At 69.5% G+C, this 16,140-nt stretch carries 14 protein-coding genes; 5 read left to right on the plus strand and 9 right to left on the minus strand.

The annotated features are described in order from the left end of the window. The first annotated feature begins 9 nt into the window (after positions 1-9). Positions 10-1,266: a glycolate oxidase subunit GlcF gene (gene glcF / locus LCHO_RS05855; protein ID WP_012346203.1), complete on the plus strand. Its 1,257-nt coding sequence runs from the start codon at positions 10-12 to the stop codon at positions 1,264-1,266. Between the two features lie 70 nt (positions 1,267-1,336). Here the strand turns inward: glcF and ftsB are convergent, their stop codons facing one another. From ftsB to panB, 6 genes are all read right to left on the minus strand, one after another. After that, positions 1,337-1,621, minus strand: a complete 285-nt coding sequence (gene ftsB, locus LCHO_RS05860; RefSeq protein WP_012346204.1) for a cell division protein FtsB — start codon at positions 1,619-1,621, stop codon at positions 1,337-1,339. Between the two features lie 6 nt (positions 1,622-1,627). Beyond that, positions 1,628-2,911, minus strand: coding sequence for a phosphopyruvate hydratase (gene eno / locus LCHO_RS05865; protein ID WP_012346205.1), 1,284 nt, complete (start codon positions 2,909-2,911; stop codon positions 1,628-1,630). Positions 2,912-3,024: 113 nt separating this feature from the next. Then, positions 3,025-3,882 carry a 3-deoxy-8-phosphooctulonate synthase gene (kdsA, locus tag LCHO_RS05870; protein ID WP_012346206.1) on the minus strand — a complete coding sequence of 286 codons (858 nt, stop codon included), beginning with the start codon at positions 3,880-3,882 and terminating at the stop codon, positions 3,025-3,027. Then, positions 3,879-5,570 (minus strand): CTP synthase, encoded by a 1,692-nt coding sequence (locus tag LCHO_RS05875; protein WP_012346207.1) that lies wholly within the window; start codon positions 5,568-5,570, stop codon positions 3,879-3,881. The genes kdsA and LCHO_RS05875 overlap by 4 nt, the downstream gene beginning before the upstream one ends. Before the next feature lie 177 nt (positions 5,571-5,747). Then, complete coding sequence (gene panC / locus LCHO_RS05880) at positions 5,748-6,608, minus strand: pantoate--beta-alanine ligase (RefSeq protein WP_012346208.1); 861 nt, start codon at positions 6,606-6,608, stop codon at positions 5,748-5,750. Between the two features lie 13 nt (positions 6,609-6,621). Next, on the minus strand, positions 6,622-7,491 hold the full coding sequence (panB, locus tag LCHO_RS05885; protein WP_012346209.1) for a 3-methyl-2-oxobutanoate hydroxymethyltransferase: 870 nt from the start codon (positions 7,489-7,491) through the stop codon (positions 6,622-6,624). Between the two features lie 405 nt (positions 7,492-7,896). On the opposite strand from panB, the gene LCHO_RS05890 reads away from it, so the two are divergent. Then, on the plus strand, positions 7,897-9,132 hold the full coding sequence (locus LCHO_RS05890; protein WP_012346210.1) for a GNAT family N-acetyltransferase: 1,236 nt from the start codon (positions 7,897-7,899) through the stop codon (positions 9,130-9,132). Positions 9,133-9,163: 31 nt separating this feature from the next. On the opposite strand, the gene LCHO_RS05895 is transcribed toward LCHO_RS05890, so the two are convergent. Continuing rightward, the gene (locus tag LCHO_RS05895) at positions 9,164-9,991 is read right to left on the minus strand and encodes a proteasome-type protease (RefSeq protein WP_012346211.1); all 828 of its coding nucleotides are present in this window, start codon (positions 9,989-9,991) and stop codon (positions 9,164-9,166) included. Continuing rightward, complete coding sequence (gene mutS / locus LCHO_RS05900; RefSeq protein ID WP_012346212.1) at positions 9,988-12,648, minus strand: DNA mismatch repair protein MutS; 2,661 nt, start codon at positions 12,646-12,648, stop codon at positions 9,988-9,990. The genes LCHO_RS05895 and mutS overlap by 4 nt, the downstream gene beginning before the upstream one ends. 390 nt (positions 12,649-13,038) lie before the next feature. On the opposite strand from mutS, the gene LCHO_RS23310 reads away from it, so the two are divergent. Then, entirely contained in the window at positions 13,039-13,257 is a 219-nt protein-coding gene (locus LCHO_RS23310; RefSeq protein WP_012346213.1) for a hypothetical protein, read from the plus strand. A gap of 100 nt (positions 13,258-13,357) precedes the next feature. Further along, a complete protein-coding gene (locus LCHO_RS05905) occupies positions 13,358-14,659 on the plus strand; it encodes an MgtC/SapB family protein (RefSeq protein WP_012346214.1) in 1,302 nt (433 codons plus the stop codon). A 25-nt stretch (positions 14,660-14,684) separates the two neighbouring features. Here the strand turns inward: LCHO_RS05905 and LCHO_RS05910 are convergent, their stop codons facing one another. Continuing rightward, positions 14,685-15,191 (minus strand): MarR family transcriptional regulator, encoded by a 507-nt coding sequence (locus LCHO_RS05910; RefSeq protein ID WP_012346215.1) that lies wholly within the window; start codon positions 15,189-15,191, stop codon positions 14,685-14,687. A 171-nt stretch (positions 15,192-15,362) separates the two neighbouring features. On the opposite strand from LCHO_RS05910, the gene badH reads away from it, so the two are divergent. Further along, entirely contained in the window at positions 15,363-16,130 is a 768-nt protein-coding gene (gene badH / locus LCHO_RS05915) for a 2-hydroxycyclohexanecarboxyl-CoA dehydrogenase (RefSeq protein ID WP_012346216.1), read from the plus strand. The last annotated feature ends 10 nt before the right edge of the window (positions 16,131-16,140 follow it).

Raw genomic sequence — 16,140 nt, forward strand, 5'->3', positions numbered from 1 at the left:
CACCGAGCGATGCAAACCGAACTCTCCCCCCGATACGCCGGCACGCCCGACGGCGACGCGGCGCAGGCGATCCTGCGCAAGTGCGTGCACTGCGGTTTCTGCACCGCCACCTGCCCGACCTACCAGCTGCTGGGCGACGAGCTCGACAGCCCGCGCGGGCGCATCTACCTGATCAAGCAGATGCTCGAAGGCCAGACGCCCACGCGCAGCACCCAGCAGCACCTCGACCGCTGCCTGACCTGCCGCAACTGCGAGAGCACCTGCCCGTCGGGCGTGCCCTACGGCGAGCTGGTCGAGATCGGCCGCCGGCTGGTCGACGCCGAGGTCGAGCGCCCGCTGGCCGAGAAGGCGCAGCGCTGGCTGCTCAAGGAAGGGCTGACGTCGCCGCTGTTCGCGCCGGCCCTGAAGCTCGGCCAGATCGTGCGCCCGCTGCTGCCGCAGGTGCTCAGGAACAAGGTGCCCGAAGCCGGCCCGCGCGACGCCCGCGGCTGGCCGCAGCGCAGCCACCCGCGCCGCATGCTGATGCTGGCCGGCTGCGTGCAGCCGACGATGGGCCCGGGCATCAACCCGGCCACCGCGCGGGTGCTCGACGCCGCCGGCATCCAGGCGGTGACCGCGCCCAAGGCCGGCTGCTGCGGCGCGATCCGCGATCACCTGGGCGACCACCCCGGCGGCCTGGCCGACATGCGCCGCAACATCGACGCCTGGTGGCCGCTGATCGAGCCCACCGACGGCTCGGCGCCGGTCGAGGCGCTGGTGATGAACGCCTCGGGCTGCGGCGCGACGGTCAAGGACTACGGACGCCACCTGGCCACCGATCCGGCCTACGCCACCCGCGCCGCGCGGGTCAGCGCCCTGACGCGCGATCTCAGCGAGCTGCTGCCCGAACTGGTGCCGCAGCTCAAGCCGCTGCTCAACGACGTGCCGCGCCACAAGCTGGCGCTGCACCCGCCGTGCACGCTGCAGCATGGCCAGAAGCTCAAGGGCGGCATCGAGGCCGGCCTGCGCGAGCTGGGTTTCGAGGTGCACCTGCCGGCGCAGGAGAGCCACCTGTGCTGCGGCTCGGCCGGCACCTACTCGGTGCTGCAGCCCGAGCTGTCGTATCAGCTGCGCGACCGCAAGCTCGGCCACCTGCAGGCGCAGTCGCCCGAGGTGATCGTGTCGGCCAACATCGGCTGCATCTCGCACCTGCAGAGCGGCTGCGCGACGCCGGTGCGGCACTGGGTCGAGGTGCTGGACGACGCCTTGCAGGCCGTGCCGGCGTGATCCGCCTGCGCCCATGAAAAAAGGCGCCGGTTCGCGGCGCCTTCTCGTGTGGCCGGGGCCTTGCGGCCGCTCAGCGGGGTCGGGTGTACTGCACCAGGATCTCGTCGGGACGGATCATGCCCAGCTCGCCGCGGGCCTTCTCCTCGATGGTTTCCTGGCCTTCGCGCAGGTCGCGAACTTCGGCGGCGAGGCGCTCGTTGCGCATGCGCGCCTCGATGTTGCGTTCGCGCTGCTCCTCGACCTGGCGATCGAGTTCGATCACGCGTGGCACGCCGCTGTGGCCGAACCACAGCTCCAGGTGCACCAGCCCGAGCAGGACTGCCAGCACCAGGGTGATGCCACGCACGCCGAACACGGGCGATCAGCGCAGGTTGTAGAAGGCCGCGCGGCCCGGGTACACGGCCACGTCGCCGAGGTCTTCCTCGATGCGCAGCAGCTGGTTGTACTTGGCCATGCGGTCGCTGCGGCTCATCGAACCGGTCTTGATCTGGCCGGCGTTGGTGGCCACGGCGATGTCGGCGATGGTGCTGTCCTCGGTCTCGCCCGAACGGTGGCTGATGACGGCGGTGTAGCCCGCGCGCTTGGCCATCTCGATGGCGGCGAAGGTTTCGCTCAGCGTGCCGATCTGGTTGATCTTGATCAGGATCGAGTTGGCGATGCCCTTCTCGATGCCTTCCTTCAGGATCTTGGTGTTGGTCACGAACAGGTCGTCGCCGACGATCTGCACGTTCTTGCCCAGGCGGTCGGTCAGCAGCTTCCAGCCGTCCCAGTCGCCTTCGGCCATGCCGTCCTCGATCGAGATGATGGGGTACTTGTCGACCCAGGCGGCCATCATGTCGGTCCACTCCTGCGCGGTCAGCGACAGGCCTTCGCCTTCGAGGTGGTACTTGCCGTCCTTGTAGAACTCGCTGGCGGCGCAGTCCAGGCCCAGGGCGATCTGCTCGCCGGCGCGGTAGCCGGCCTTGTCGATCGCTTGCAGGATCAGCTGGATGGCGGCTTCATGGCTCTCGACGCTGGGGGCGAAACCGCCCTCGTCGCCCACCGCGGTGCTGATGCCCTTGTCGTGCAGGATCTTCTTGAGCGCGTGGAACACCTCGGCGCCCCAGCGCACGGCTTCGCGGAACGACGGCGCGCCCACGGGGATGATCATCATCTCCTGCAGGTCGAGGCTGTTGTTGGCGTGCGCGCCGCCGTTGATGACGTTCATCATCGGCACCGGCAGCTGCACTGCGCCCATGCCGCCGAAGTAGCGGTACAGCGGCAGGCCGGATTCTTCGGCCGCGGCACGCGCCACGGCCATCGACACGGCCAGCATCGCGTTGGCGCCCAGGCGGCCCTTGTTGTCGGTGCCGTCGAGGTCGATCAGGGTCTTGTCGAGGAAGCTCTGCTCGGCCGCGTCCAGGCCCAGCACGGCTTCGCTGATCTCGGTGTTGATGTTCTTGACGGCGTTGAGCACGCCCTTGCCGAGGTAGCGGCTCTTGTCGCCGTCGCGCAGCTCGATGGCTTCGCGCGAGCCGGTGGACGCGCCGCTGGGCACGGCCGCACGGCCCATGACGCCGCTTTCCAGCAGCACGTCGCATTCGACGGTGGGGTTGCCGCGGCTGTCCAGCACTTCGCGGCCGACGATGTCTACGATGGCACTCATGGGTCTACTCCGGTTTCTATCGATTGTTGGCGCGCGCATGGTGCACCAATGCGGTTACTGCGTCGCAACAGCGTGCGTCGACGCGACAGCTGCGCGCGCTACCTTGCACACCCTCAGCAGCTGAAATCGTTTTCCAGCAGGGGTCGGGTCTTGACGACGCGGTCGAGCGCCACCAGCTGTTCGAGCAGCGTCTTCATGTGTTTCAGGGGCACGGCGTTCGGGCCGTCGCTGAAGGCCTTGGCCGGATCGGGGTGGGTCTCCATGAAGAGGCCCGCCACGCCCACCGCCACGCCTGCACGCGCCAGCACCGGCACCATCTCGCGCGCACCGCCGCTGCTGCCGCCCAGGCCACCGGGCTTCTGCACCGAGTGGGTGACGTCGAACACCACCGGCGCGCCGGTGTTGCGCATCTCGGCCAGGCTGGTCATGTCGGCCACCAGGTTGTTGTAGCCGAAGCTGACGCCGCGCTCGCAGGCCAGGAAGCGGTCTTCCGACAGGCCGGCGTCACGCGCGGCGGCGCGGGCCTTGTCGATGACGTTCTTCATGTCCCAGGGCGCGAGGAACTGGCCCTTCTTGATGTTGACCGGCTTGCCCGACATCGCCACGGCGCGGATGAAGTCGGTCTGGCGGCACAGGAAGGCCGGCGTCTGCAGCACGTCGACCACGCTGGCGACCTCGGCCACCTGCGACTCGTCATGCACGTCGGTCAGCACCGGCAGGCCGGTCTGGCGGCGCACCTCGTCGAGGATCTTCAGGCCGGCTTCCAGCCCCAAGCCGCGGTTGGTCGTGCCCGACGAGCGGTTGGCCTTGTCGAACGAGCCCTTGTAGATCAGCGGGATGCCCAGGCCGGCGCAGGCCTCCTTGAGCAGGCCGGCCACGTCGAGCGACATCTGCAGCCCCTCGATCGAGCAGGTGCCGGCGATCAGGAAGAACGGCTGGTCGATGCCGACGTCGAATCCACACAGTTTCATGCGGCCTCCTTCTGCAAAGCGGCGTGGTGCTCGAGTGCCGCAGCGATGTAGCTCGAGAACAGCGGGTGTCCGTCCCACGGCGTGGACTTGAATTCGGGGTGGAACTGCACGCCCACGTACCACGGGTGCACGCTGCGCGGCAGCTCGACCATCTCGGTGAGCTTCTCGCGCTGCGTGATGGCCGAGATCACCAGACCGGCGTCCTGCAGGCGCTGCAGGTACTTCTGGTTGGCCTCGTAGCGGTGGCGGTGGCGTTCGGTGACGACGTCGCCGTAGATCTCGTGGGCCAGCGTGCCGGCCTTGACGTCGGAGCTCTGCGCGCCCAGGCGCATCGTGCCGCCGAGGTCGGAGTTGGCGTCGCGCTTCTGGATGCTGCCGTCGGCGTCCTGCCACTCGTCGATCAGGGCGATCACCGGGTGCGGGCCGTCGGGCTCGAACTCGGTCGAGTTGGCGCCGGCCAGGCCCGCCTTGTGGCGCGCGTATTCGATCGTGGCCACCTGCATGCCCAGGCAGATGCCCAGATACGGGATGCCGTGCTCGCGGGCGTATTGCGCCGCGACGATCTTGCCCTCGATGCCGCGCTTGCCGAAGCCGCCGGGCACCAGGATGGCGTCGAACTTCGACAGCTCGCCGGCGGTTTCGGGCGTCAGCGTCTCGGAGTCGACGTATTCGATGTTGACCTTGGCGTGGTGCTGGATGCCGGCGTGGCGCAGCGCCTCGTTGAGCGACTTGTAGCTGTCGCTCAGCTCGGTGTACTTGCCGGCCATCGCGATGGTGATCTCGCGGCGCGGGTGTTCCACTTCCTTGACCAGGCGGTCCCAGCGGCTCAGGTTGGCCGGCTTGGTGAGCAGCTGCAGCTTCATGCAGATCATCTCGTCCAGGCCCTGCTCGTGCAGCATGCGCGGCACCTTGTAGATGGTGTCGGCGTCCCACACCGAGATCACGCCGTGCAGCGCGACGTTGGTGAACAGCGAGATCTTCTCGCGCTCTTCGTCGGGGATCGGCCGGTCGGCGCGGCACAGCAGCACGTCGGGCTGGATGCCGATCTCGCGCATCTTCTGCACCGTGTGCTGGGTCGGCTTGGTTTTCAGTTCGCCGGCCGCGGCGATGAACGGCACGTAGGTCAGGTGCACGAACGCCGTGTTGGTCGGGCCCATCTTCAGGCTCAGCTGGCGCACCGCCTCGAGGAAGGGCAGCGACTCGATGTCGCCCACCGTGCCGCCGATCTCGACGATCGCCACATCCACCGGCTCGCCGACGCCGAACTTGGCGTCGTCACCGCTGTGGCTGCCGATGCCGGCGCCGCGCTTGACGAACTCCTGGATCTCGTTGGTGACGTGCGGGATCACCTGCACCGTCTTGCCGAGGTAGTCGCCGCGGCGCTCCTTCTCGAGCACGTTCTTGTAGATCTGGCCGCTGGTGAAGTTGTTCGAGCGCTTCATCCGGGTGGTGATGAAACGTTCGTAGTGGCCCAGGTCGAGATCGGTTTCGGCACCGTCTTCGGTGACGAAGACCTCGCCGTGCTGGAAGGGCGACATCGTGCCCGGATCCACGTTGAGGTAGGGGTCGAGCTTGATGAGGGTGACCTTCAGGCCGCGCGATTCGAGGATCGCAGCCAGCGAGGCCGCTGCGATGCCCTTGCCGAGCGAGGACACCACACCGCCGGTGACGAACACAAACTTGGTCATGTGAAGCGGCCCTCCCTTGGTGGCTCGCGCATCCGGCCGGGGTGGCGGGGGCGGCTGACAGGAGGGCCGTTGTGGTAAAGCGAGATTATAGAAGGCCGGCGTGTCGGAAACCGTCAGTCCATGGCTGCGTGCAGGCCTTCCGCAGGTCGGTCCGGTGCCCGGGGCCGGGCCGCCGGATCAGCCTTCGAGGTTGTCGATCAGCCGGGTGTTGCCCAGCCTGGCCGCACCGAGCGCGACCAGCGGCAGGCCCGCGGCGATCTCGTCGGCGCCGGGCGGCAGCAGGTCGGTGCGGCGGCGCACGCACAGGTAGTCGGGCAGCCAGCCTTGCGCGCGCAGCGCCGTGCAGGCCTGCGCTTCGAGCGTCTCCAGCGGGGCGCCACCGGCGCGCACCGCGCCCAGCAGGTCGCGCAGGGCGGCCGACAGCTGCAGCGCCTGCTCGCGTTCGGCCGCGCCGAGGTAGCCGTTGCGCGACGACAGCGCCAGGCCGTCGTGCGCGCGCAGCGTCTCGCCGCCGAGCACCTCGATCGGCAGCGCGAACTGCTCGACCATGCGGCGCAGCACCATCAGCTGCTGGTAGTCCTTCTTGCCGAACACGGCGACCTGCGGCTGCACGATCGAGAACAGCTTCATGACGACGGTGCACACGCCGGTGAAGAAGCCGGGCCGGAAATGGCCTTCGAGCAGCTCGGCCAGCGCCGGGTCGGGCTGCACCTTGAAGGTCTGCGGCTGCGGGTAGAGCTCGGCCTCGGCGGGCGCGAACACCAGGTCGCAGCCGGCCGGGGCCAGCAGCTCGGCATCGCGTGCCAGCGTGCGCGGGTAGCGGTCGAAATCCTCGTGCGGCGCGAACTGCAGGCGGTTGACGAAGATGCTCGCCACCACCGTGCCGGCGGCGCCGACACGTTCGCGGGCCTGACGCACCAGCGCCAGATGGCCCTCGTGCAGGTTGCCCATCGTGGGCACGAAGGCGATGGTGCCGGCGCTGCGGCGCACCGGCGCCAGGGCGGCGCGCAGGTCGGCGAGGGTGTGGACGATTTGCATGTCGGCGTGGGGCTCAGCTGGCGCTGGCGTAGGCGTGGGCCACGGGGTCGGGGAAGCTGGCGTCCTTGACGGCGGCCACGTAGGCGCGGATCGCGTCTTCGACCGACAGGTTCTGGCCCGCCTCGCTGTGCATGAAGTTGCGCACGAAGCGCGGCAGCTTGCCGCGTGTCAGGCCCAGCATGTCGTGCACCACCAGCACCTGGCCGGCGGTGGCCGGGCCGGCGCCGATGCCGATCGTCATCAGCTGCGGGTTGTCGGCCTGCACCGCCGCGGCTACCGCCGAGGGCATCAGTTCGAGCACCATCATCGCGGCGCCGGCCTGGGTCAGCTCGGTGGCCTGGCGGCGCAGTTCGGCGGCGCCTGCTTCGTCGCGGCCCTGGATGCGATAGCCGCCCAGCGCGTGCACGCTCTGCGGCGTCAGGCCGAGGTGGGCACAGACCGGCACGCCGCGTTCGACCAGGAAGCGCACCGTCTCGGCGGTCCAGCCGCCGCCTTCGAGCTTGATCATCTGTGCGCCGGCCTGCATCAGCGTGGCGGCGGCGGCCATCGCCTGCGACGGGCCCTGGTGGTAGCTCGCGAACGGCAGGTCGGCGACCAGCCAGGCCGCGCCGCCCTGCAGGCCGCGGGCGACGCAGCGGGTGTGATAGGCCATCTCGTCGAGCGTGACGGGCAGGGTGCTGGCGTGGCCCTGCACGACCATGCCGAGCGAGTCGCCGACCAGGATGGTGTCGACGCCGGCCTCGTCGGCCACGCGCGCCAGCGTGCTTTCGTAGGCCGTCAGCATGGCGATCTTCTCGCCGCGCTGCTGCATCGCACGCAGGGCGGGAAGGGTGAGTGGCTTGCGGTTGCGGGCCACCGGGGTCGGTTCAGCGTGACTGCTCAAGAGTTATCTCCGTCGACGTGGCCTGGGGTTCTGGCCTCTGGCGGGCCCTGGCGGGGGCGGATTCTAGCCAGCCCGTTGCATCGCAACATGGACCGGCCGGCCCGCTGTGTCGCGCTGCCGCCAGGGATCCGGGTTTGACCGGTGCCGCAGCCCGACTCACAGCGGACCTCTTGCATGCACCGGAACCGGGCGCGATCGTGCATCGAGATCGACATCTTGCGCCGCCTCAAGTCGGGGCGAAAGACTCCGAAACCAGTGTGCGGGCGGTTCGTCGTCTGCGGCTCGATCGAGTCGCAAGCGGTCGTTCCGTTCCGAGTTTGCCGCTGGCTGGAGCACCGTGCACGCGCCGTGGTCGCGCGCCGGTCCGGCCGGGTGTCACGTCGATACAGATAGACCGGGTCCTGCATGAACAACGATCTGAAAGCCATCCAGCGGGTCGCGCCGCAAGGGGTGAACGAGGCGAACCTGCAGCTTCGCTGCCTGCGGTTGCAGGATCTCGGGCCGGCCGAGATCGCCGCCTGGCGCGCGCTGGACGAACAGGCGCTGGAGCCCAATCCCTACCTGTCGCCGCAGTTCCTGCTGCCGGTGATGCGCCATCTCGACCCGAAAGGGCAGATCGTGCTGGCCGTGGTCGAGTCCGGCGACCCGCGGCGGCGGGAGCTGTGCGCGCTCGCGCCGTTGCTGTCGACCGAGGCCAGCCGCTACCTGCCGTTGACACACTGCCGCCTGCAGGCGTCGCTGCATTCCTTTCTCAACGGCGTGCTGGTGCGGCGCACGGATGCGCGGCGCCATCTCGAAGCCCTGGTCGATCAGGGGCGGCGCTACATGGGCCACGGCCTGGTGCTCGAGGCCTGCCGGGCCGACGGCCCGACCGACGCCCTGCTGCGGGAGATCGCCGCCGAGCGCGACATGCGCCGCGTCGAGGTCGAGGCCTATCTGCGCGCCGGCATGCGCCCGGCCGACATGGGCGAGGCCGACCTGGCCGCCCGCCTGCCGTCCAAGGCCAAGAAGCTGCGGTCCTGCATGAGGAAACTGGCGAAGTTCGGCGAGGTCGATTTCCGGGTGTGGCGCGGGGCAGCGATCACCGACGAGGTGATCGAACGCCACCTCGCCCTCGAGCACATGGGCTGGAAGGGTGACAACGGCAGCTCGTTGCGCTCGCATCGCGCGCATGAAGACTTCTTCCGCGAGATGGCGCGTGGTTTTGCGGCCGACAATCGGGCCCTGTTCGCCGAGCTGTCGGTCGGCGGGCGGGTGATCGCGTCGAGCAGCAACCTGATCGCCGGCAACGTCGGTGCCGCGTTCAAGATCGGCTTCGACCCCGAGTTCGCCGCGATGGGCCCGGGCATCGTCTGCGAACTCGAGCTGATGCGCTGCGCCCCGACCGTGCTGGCCGACGTCGACCATGTCGACAGCGGTTCGGTGGCCGGCTCCTACATCGAGGACCTGTGGCCGCTGCGGCGCCGGATGGCCGCGGTCTGCTACTCCACCTCGCCGGTGGGCAACTTGGCGCTGCTGGCGGTGAGCCAGCTGCGCAGCATCAAGCGGCTCCTGCGTGACCCGCTGGCGGCGCCTGAAGCCGACGACGCGGTCGCCACCGAGGTGCGGGTGCCGGCCGCGCGGGGTGTCCTGCTGGACTGAAACCGCCTTCTCGATCAGACCGTCGGACGGATCAGACGATCTTCTCGCTGGCGTGGCCGATCTTCTTCATCGGATCGAACCGCTCGGATTCCACCATCAGCGGGTGCGTGGCGTCGCCGCCGTCCCAGCGCGGATCGTCGATGCCCTCGAACACCTCGCGCAGGCGCTGGCCCCAGGTGTTGTGGATCATCTGGAAATACGGGTTCTTGTCGTCGATGCAGACCACCTGGTCGGCGCTCAGCGAGTCGGCGCGATAGACCAGCAGGTCCAGCGGCAGGCCGACGCTGAGATTGGATTTCAGGGTCGAATCCATCGACACCAGCGCGCACTTGGCGGCCTCGTCGAGCGGGGTGTGCGGTGTCAGCACGCGGTCGAGGATCGGCTTGCCGTACTTGCTCTCGCCGATCTGGAAGAAGCAGGTCTCGCGGGTCGCCTCGATGAAGTTGCCGGCCGAATAGACCAGGAACAGCCGCATCGCCTCGCCGCCGATCTGGCCGCCGAGGATGAAGCTGGCGACGAAGTCGATGCCGGCGGCGCGCAGCGACGGGCCGTCCTGGTCGTGGATGCGGCGCACCGCCGAGCCCAGCACGCGGGCGACGTCGAACATGCTCTTGGCGTTCCAGATCGAGATCGCCTCCTCGCCCTCGGCGCCGGGGATCTTCTCGACCTGCAGGATCTCGCGCACCGACTGCGAGATGCTCAGGTTGCCGGCCGACAGCAGGCACATGAAGCGGTCGCCGGGCTTCTCGTAGACGATCATCTTGCGGAAGGTGCTGATGGCATCGAGCCCGGCGTTGGTGCGCGAATCGGACAGGAAAACCAGGCCGGCGTTGAGCCGCAGGCCGATGCAGTAGGTCATGGTCGTGAAGGGGTGAAGGTGGATGGATCGGCCGCCGGCGCGATCGCCAGGGCCTTGAGTCGATAGAGTGCCGCCAGGGCCTCGCGCGGGCTCAGATTGTCGGGCTCGACGTCGGCCAGTGCATCGAGAACCGCTGCGTGCGCCGTGGCCTGCGGTGTCGAGACCGGCGTGAGCGCGATCGATATGGGTGCCGCGGCCTCGACCTCGGGACTGACATCGGGCCCGGCGAACAGGTCGATCTGCGCTTGGCCGGCACGCTGCTGGGCCTCCAGGCTGTCGAGCGCGTTGCGCGCCTGGCGCAGCACCGAGCCCGGCATGCCGGCCAGCCGCGCCACCTGCACGCCGTAGCTGCGGCTCGCCGGCCCGGCCTCGATCGCATGCAGGAAGACGATGTCGTCGCCGCTCTCTGCCGCCGACACGTGCATGTTGACGGCATGCCGGTGCCGGGCCGGGAACTCGGTCAGCTCGAAATAGTGCGTCGCGAACAGTGTGAAGCTCTTGTTGCGGTCGTGCAGGTGGCTGCCGATCGCGCCGGCCAGCGCCAGGCCGTCGAAGGTGCTGGTGCCGCGGCCGATCTCGTCCATCAGGACAAGTGAGTGCTCGCTCGCGCTGTGCAGGATGGCGCTGGCCTCGGTCATCTCGAGCATGAAGGTCGACTGCGCGTTGGCCAGGTCGTCGGCCGCGCCGATGCGGGTGTGGATGGCGTCGAGCGGGCCGAGCCGCGCGCGCGCCGCCGGCACGTACGAGCCGATCGCTGCCAGCAGCGCGATCACCGCCACCTGGCGCATGAAGGTGCTCTTGCCGCCCATGTTGGGGCCGGTCAGGATCACCATGCGGCGCGCCGAATCGAGCCGGCAGTCGTTGGCGATGAAGTTGCCGCCGCCGGTTTCCGCCAGCCGCGCCTCGACCACCGGGTGGCGGCCCTGTTCGATGTCCAGGCACGGGTGGTTGACGAACTCGGGCGCGCACCAGTCGAGCGTGGCGGCGCGTTCGGCAAAGGCGGCCAGCGCGTCGAGGCTGGCGAGTGCGCGGCCCAGCTCGGACAGCGCGTTCAGGTGCGGCTGCAGCGCGTCGAGCAGCTGCTCGTAGAGCCACTTCTCGCGTGCCAGCGAACGCTCCTGCGCCGACAGCGCCTTGTCCTCGAAGGCCTTCAGCTCGGGCGTGATGTAGCGCTCGGCGTTCTTGAGCGTCTGGCGGCGCCGGTAGTCGAGCGGCACCTTGTCGACCTGACCCTGCGTGACTTCGATGTAGAAGCCGTGCACCTTGTTGTATTGCACCCGCAGGTTGGCGATGCCGGTGCGCTCGCGTTCGCGCGCCTCCAGGTCGAGCAGGAAGGCGTCGCAGTTGGTGGCGATGGCGCGCAGCTCGTCCAGGTCGGCGTCGAAGCCGGCCGCGATCACCCCGCCGTCACGCAGCAGCACGGCCGGTTCTTCGGCCACGGCGCGCTGCAGCAGCTCGGCGATCGAGGCGTCGGGTGTGAGTGCGGCGTGCAGGTCGGCCAGCAGCGGCGCGCCGTTCGGCACCTGGCCGCGCAGCGTCGGCAGGTGGGCGAGGGTTTCGCGCAGGCCGGCCAGTTCACGTGGGCGCACCTGGCGCAGCGCGGTGCGGGCGGTGATGCGCTGCACGTCGCTGACGTGGCGCAGCGCCTCGCGCAGCGGCTCGGCGGCGCGGGCGTCGAGCAGCGCGGCGATCGCGGCGTGGCGCTCGCGTGCCACCGTGCGCTCGCGCAGCGGGTGCGTCAGCCAGTGGCGCAGCAGCCGGCTGCCCATGCCGGTGCGACAGGTGTCGAGCAGCGACAGCAGCGTCGGCGCCGTCTCGCCGCGCAGGGTCTCGATCAGCTCGAGGTTGCGGTGCGTGGCCGGCGGCAGCTCCAGCAGGTCGGTGGCGCGCTCGACCGTCAGGCTGTTGACGTGCGAGAGCGCACGGCCCTGGGTGTGCTCGGCAAAGCTCAGCAGCGCGGCAGCGGCGGCGTGCGCGGCGCTCAGATCCTGCGCGTTGAAGCCCGACAGGTGCGCCACCCGCAGCTGCTCGCGCAGCTTGCGCTCGCCCAGCGCGCTGTCGAACTGCCAGCCCGGCCGCGCGGTCAGCGGCGCGGCCAGCGCGCGCAGCGCGGCGGGCCGGCGCTGGCTGTCGATCTCGGCACTCACCAGCACCTCGGCCGGTGCCAGCCGCGCCAGCCAGGCGTCCAGTTCGCGCTCGCTGCATTCGCTCAGGCCGAGCTGGCCGCTGGCCAGCGCCAGCCACGCCAGACCATACAGCGGCGCACTCGCCGGGCCGGTCTGCGCGATCGCCAGCAGCCGGGTGTCCTCGCGCTCGGCCAGCAGCTCGGTGTCGGTGATCGTGCCGGGCGTGACCACCCGCACCACCTTGCGCTCGACCGGCCCCTTGCCGGCGCCGACCTCGCCCACCTGCTCGGCGATCGCCACCGCCTGGCCGCGCTTGATCAGCTTGGCGAGGTAGCTTTCGAGCGCCTGCACCGGCACGCCCGCCATCACCACCGGCTCGCCGTTGCTCTGGCCGCGCGTGGTCAGCGTGATGTCGAGCAGGCGGTGCGCCAGGCGGGCGTCGTCGAAGAACACCTCGTAGAAGTCGCCCATCCGGTAGAACACCAGCGTGTCCGGGAACTCGCGCTTGATCCGCAGGTACTGGGCCATCATCGGCGTGTGGCCGCTGAAGTCGTTGCTCCTGTCGGATTTCTCTTGATCCGACAACAACTTGGGTTCGTTCACGGTGGCAGGGGAGTGCAGCCGGCTGCGCTCGGGCTGGAGCGCTGCTGCGGCTGTTGTGTGATTGACGTGTAGCGAGGGACGCCGCTACCGCGCACCGGGAGGTGGGCTCCCATCCTGAAAATCATACTTGACGAGCCGAGGGTGGCCCCCGCAGGCGGGCGACGCGGGGGCGGTGTCCAGCAGATCGATCCCTGGCCGTGTTGCACCAGATTTGTGCGTAGGGGTTCGGGATCTGGGTGCAGGATCAGGGTTTGCCCTGATTCGGGGCGCGAGAGTCTCTACAATTCGACACATTCATCTTGTTCTCCCGACATCCCCATGACTGAAACCGTTTCATCGAACCTGGTCGTCACGGCCACCGTTCACGATGTTCTTCCCCGCCTCGGCTTGGCGTACCTGCGCGACGCGGGCGGTGCCATCTGGACCGTCACGCGCAGCACGCCCGGCACCGGTTTCGACGCGATCCGCATCGGCCAGTCGCTGAGCCTTCGCGTGGTCGATCACGGCGAGTTCTCGCTGGTTGGCCAATACGCCTGACACCCACGCCTGAACCGACTGTCGAGGCGGCGCCACTTGTCGTGAGTCAAGCGCGCGGCGCGTGCCGGTGCGACGATGCCGTTGCACTGCCGGAGCCGCCTTGCTGAATGCCCAATCGCTTGCACTCGATCCCGTCGTCGCCGGGCTCGCCTCGGCCCTGGCGGTCGGCCTGCTGATCGGCCTGGAGCGCGGCTGGAGCGAGCGGCTGCGGGCCGAGGGCAGCCGGGTCGCAGGCCTGCGCACCTTCGGCCTGATCGGCTTGTTCGGTGGTGTCAGCGCCACCTTGCGGGGCGAGTTCGGCGCTGCCGTGCTGGTGGCCGGGCTGATCGGCCTGGCCGTGCTCGGCGCCGTCTCGTACCGTGAATGGGTGCGCGCCAGCGGCAGCCTCAGCGCCACCAGCACCATCGCCGCGCTGCTGACCTACGTGCTCGGCGCGCTGGCCGCGTCGGGTGCGCCGGCGCTGGCGGTCGGCGTGGCGGTGGTCGCCGCGGTGCTGCTCAACCTCAAGCCCACGCTGCACCGCTGGCTGCGCCTGATCGAGCACCGCGAGCTGAGCGCCGCGCTGCAGATGCTGGTGCTGTCGGTGGTCGTGCTGCCGCTGCTGCCCGATCGCGGCTTCGGCCCCTACGAGGCCTTGAATCCCTACCGCATGTGGTGGGCGGTGGTGCTGGTGTCGGGGCTGTCGCTGGGCGGGGACATCGCCATGCGCTTCAGCGGGCCGCAGCGCGGCCTGATCTGGACCGGCCTGCTCGGCGGCCTGGCCTCGTCGACCGCGGCCACGCTGGCCTTGTCGCGCCGTGTGCGCCAGGCGCCCGCGCATGTCGATGCCGCGGTCGCCGGCACCCTGGCAGCCTGTGGCGTGATGTTCATCCGCATGACGGTGATCGTGCTGACGCTGCAGCCGGCGCTCGGCACGAGCCTGACCGCGCCGCTGCTGGTGCCCGGCGGGGTGCTGCTCGCGCTCAGCGTCCTGCAGTGGCGGCGGCGCGAGCCGGCGCCGCCGGGTGCCGTCGCCAGCCCTGAAACCCCCGCCGCCGACGAGCCCGCGCCGTTCGACCTCGGCGTGGCGCTCGGCTTCGGCGCCTTTCTCGGCCTGATGGCGGTGCTGACCCGACTGGTGCACGACCTGTACGGCGCGCTCGGCCTGTACGGGCTGGCGGCGCTGTCGGGGCTGGCCGATGTCGATGCGATCCTGATCTCGATCACCCGCATGCATGCCGGCGACGGCGTGGCGACCACCGCCATCGTGCTGGCCGTCGGCCTGGCCGTGGGCTCGAACATGCTGGCCAAGGCCGGCATCGCCTGGGTGGTCGGCGGCGCGGCGATGGGCCGGCGCGTGCTGGCCGGCTACGGCGTGGCCGCGCTCGCGGGCGTGCTGGCCGCCGCCAGCCTGTCGGGCTGATGCGCTGACCCGCTGATTGCGTCGATCAGGCGGCTGCGTCGGCCGAATCTTCGGCGCCGTCACCCGGGCCGCCGTTGCGGTCCTGGCCCTCCACGTCGACCCGCTCCATGTTCTCCAGCATCTTGAGCAGGTAGTGCAGCGTGTGCGTGATGTCGTTGATCGAGAAGTCCGCCAGGATCTGCTCGTAGTACGTGTGGATCTTGGGCAGCGCCTGCACCAGCCAGACGTGCCGCCCCGACTCGGTCATCGTGACCAGGCGCGAGCGGCGATCGCGCTCGTCGGGGGTGCTGACCAGGTGGCCGTCGCGCTCCATCCGGCTGATCAGCCCGGACAGGTTCTGCCGGCTCACCATCAGGTAGCGGGCCAGGTCGCCCACGCTCATGCCGCCCTCGGCCTGCGGGCGCGACAGCGCGCCCAGCACCGCCCACTGCTGCGTCGTCAGGCCTTCCGTCTCCACGGCGCGTGAGCCGGTTTTGTGCAACATGTTTGCACATTGATAGAGCCGAAAGAACAACCTGTTGGCGAGTTCCATCTTCGCTGCTGTGCCAGATTTACTAGGGTAATCCACGATATTTCCAGAGAAGACTGTTCTTGCAATCAAGAAGTCTGAGACCTAATATACGTAAACACATTGACGTATGTGTTCGGCGATTCGACGGACTGAAGCATACGTGAGCAACCTTCGCACTCGATGGAGAACCTGATGCAGAAATTCGACAACAAGACCGTCATCGTCACCGGTGGTGGTGGGGGCATCGGCGGCGCAACCTGCCGCCGTTTCGCGGCCGAGGGTGCCAAGGTCGCGGTGTTCGACCGCAACCTGGCCGCAGCCGAAGACGTCGCCGCCGGCATCCGTGCCGCCGGTGGCCAGGCCCAGGCCTACGCCGCCGACATCACCGACCGCGCCAGCGTCGATGCCGCCGTGGCCGCCACCGAGGCGCAGCTCGGCCCGATCGCCGTGCTGGTCAACAACGCCGGCTGGGACGTCTTCAAGCCCTTCGTCAAGACCGAGCCGGCCGAGTGGGACCGCCTGATCGCCATCAACCTGACCGGCGCGCTGCACATGCACCACGCGGTGCTGCCGGGCATGGTCGAGCGCAAGTACGGCCGCATCGTCAACATCGCCTCCGACGCGGCACGCGGCGGCTCGTCGGGCGAGGCGGTCTACGCGGCCTGCAAGGGCGGCCTGGTGGCGCTGTCCAAGACCCTGGCGCGCGAGCACGCCCGCCACGGCATCACCGTCAACGTGGTCTGCCCCGGCCCGACCGACACCGCCTTGCTGGCCGGTGTGGCCGAAGGTGCACGTGACCCGGCCAAGCTGATCGAGGCCTTCCGCAGCGCCATCCCGCTGGGCCGCCTGGGCCAGCCCGACGACCTGGCCAGCGCGATCGCCTTCTTCGGCAGCGACGACGCCTCGTTCATCACCGGCCAGGTGATCAGCGTCTCCGGCGGCCTGACGATGCACGGCTGAGCCGGCGTCG

It is taken from the genome of Leptothrix cholodnii SP-6 (assembly GCF_000019785.1).
Classification (GTDB): Bacteria; Pseudomonadota; Gammaproteobacteria; order Burkholderiales; family Burkholderiaceae_C; genus Sphaerotilus; species Sphaerotilus cholodnii.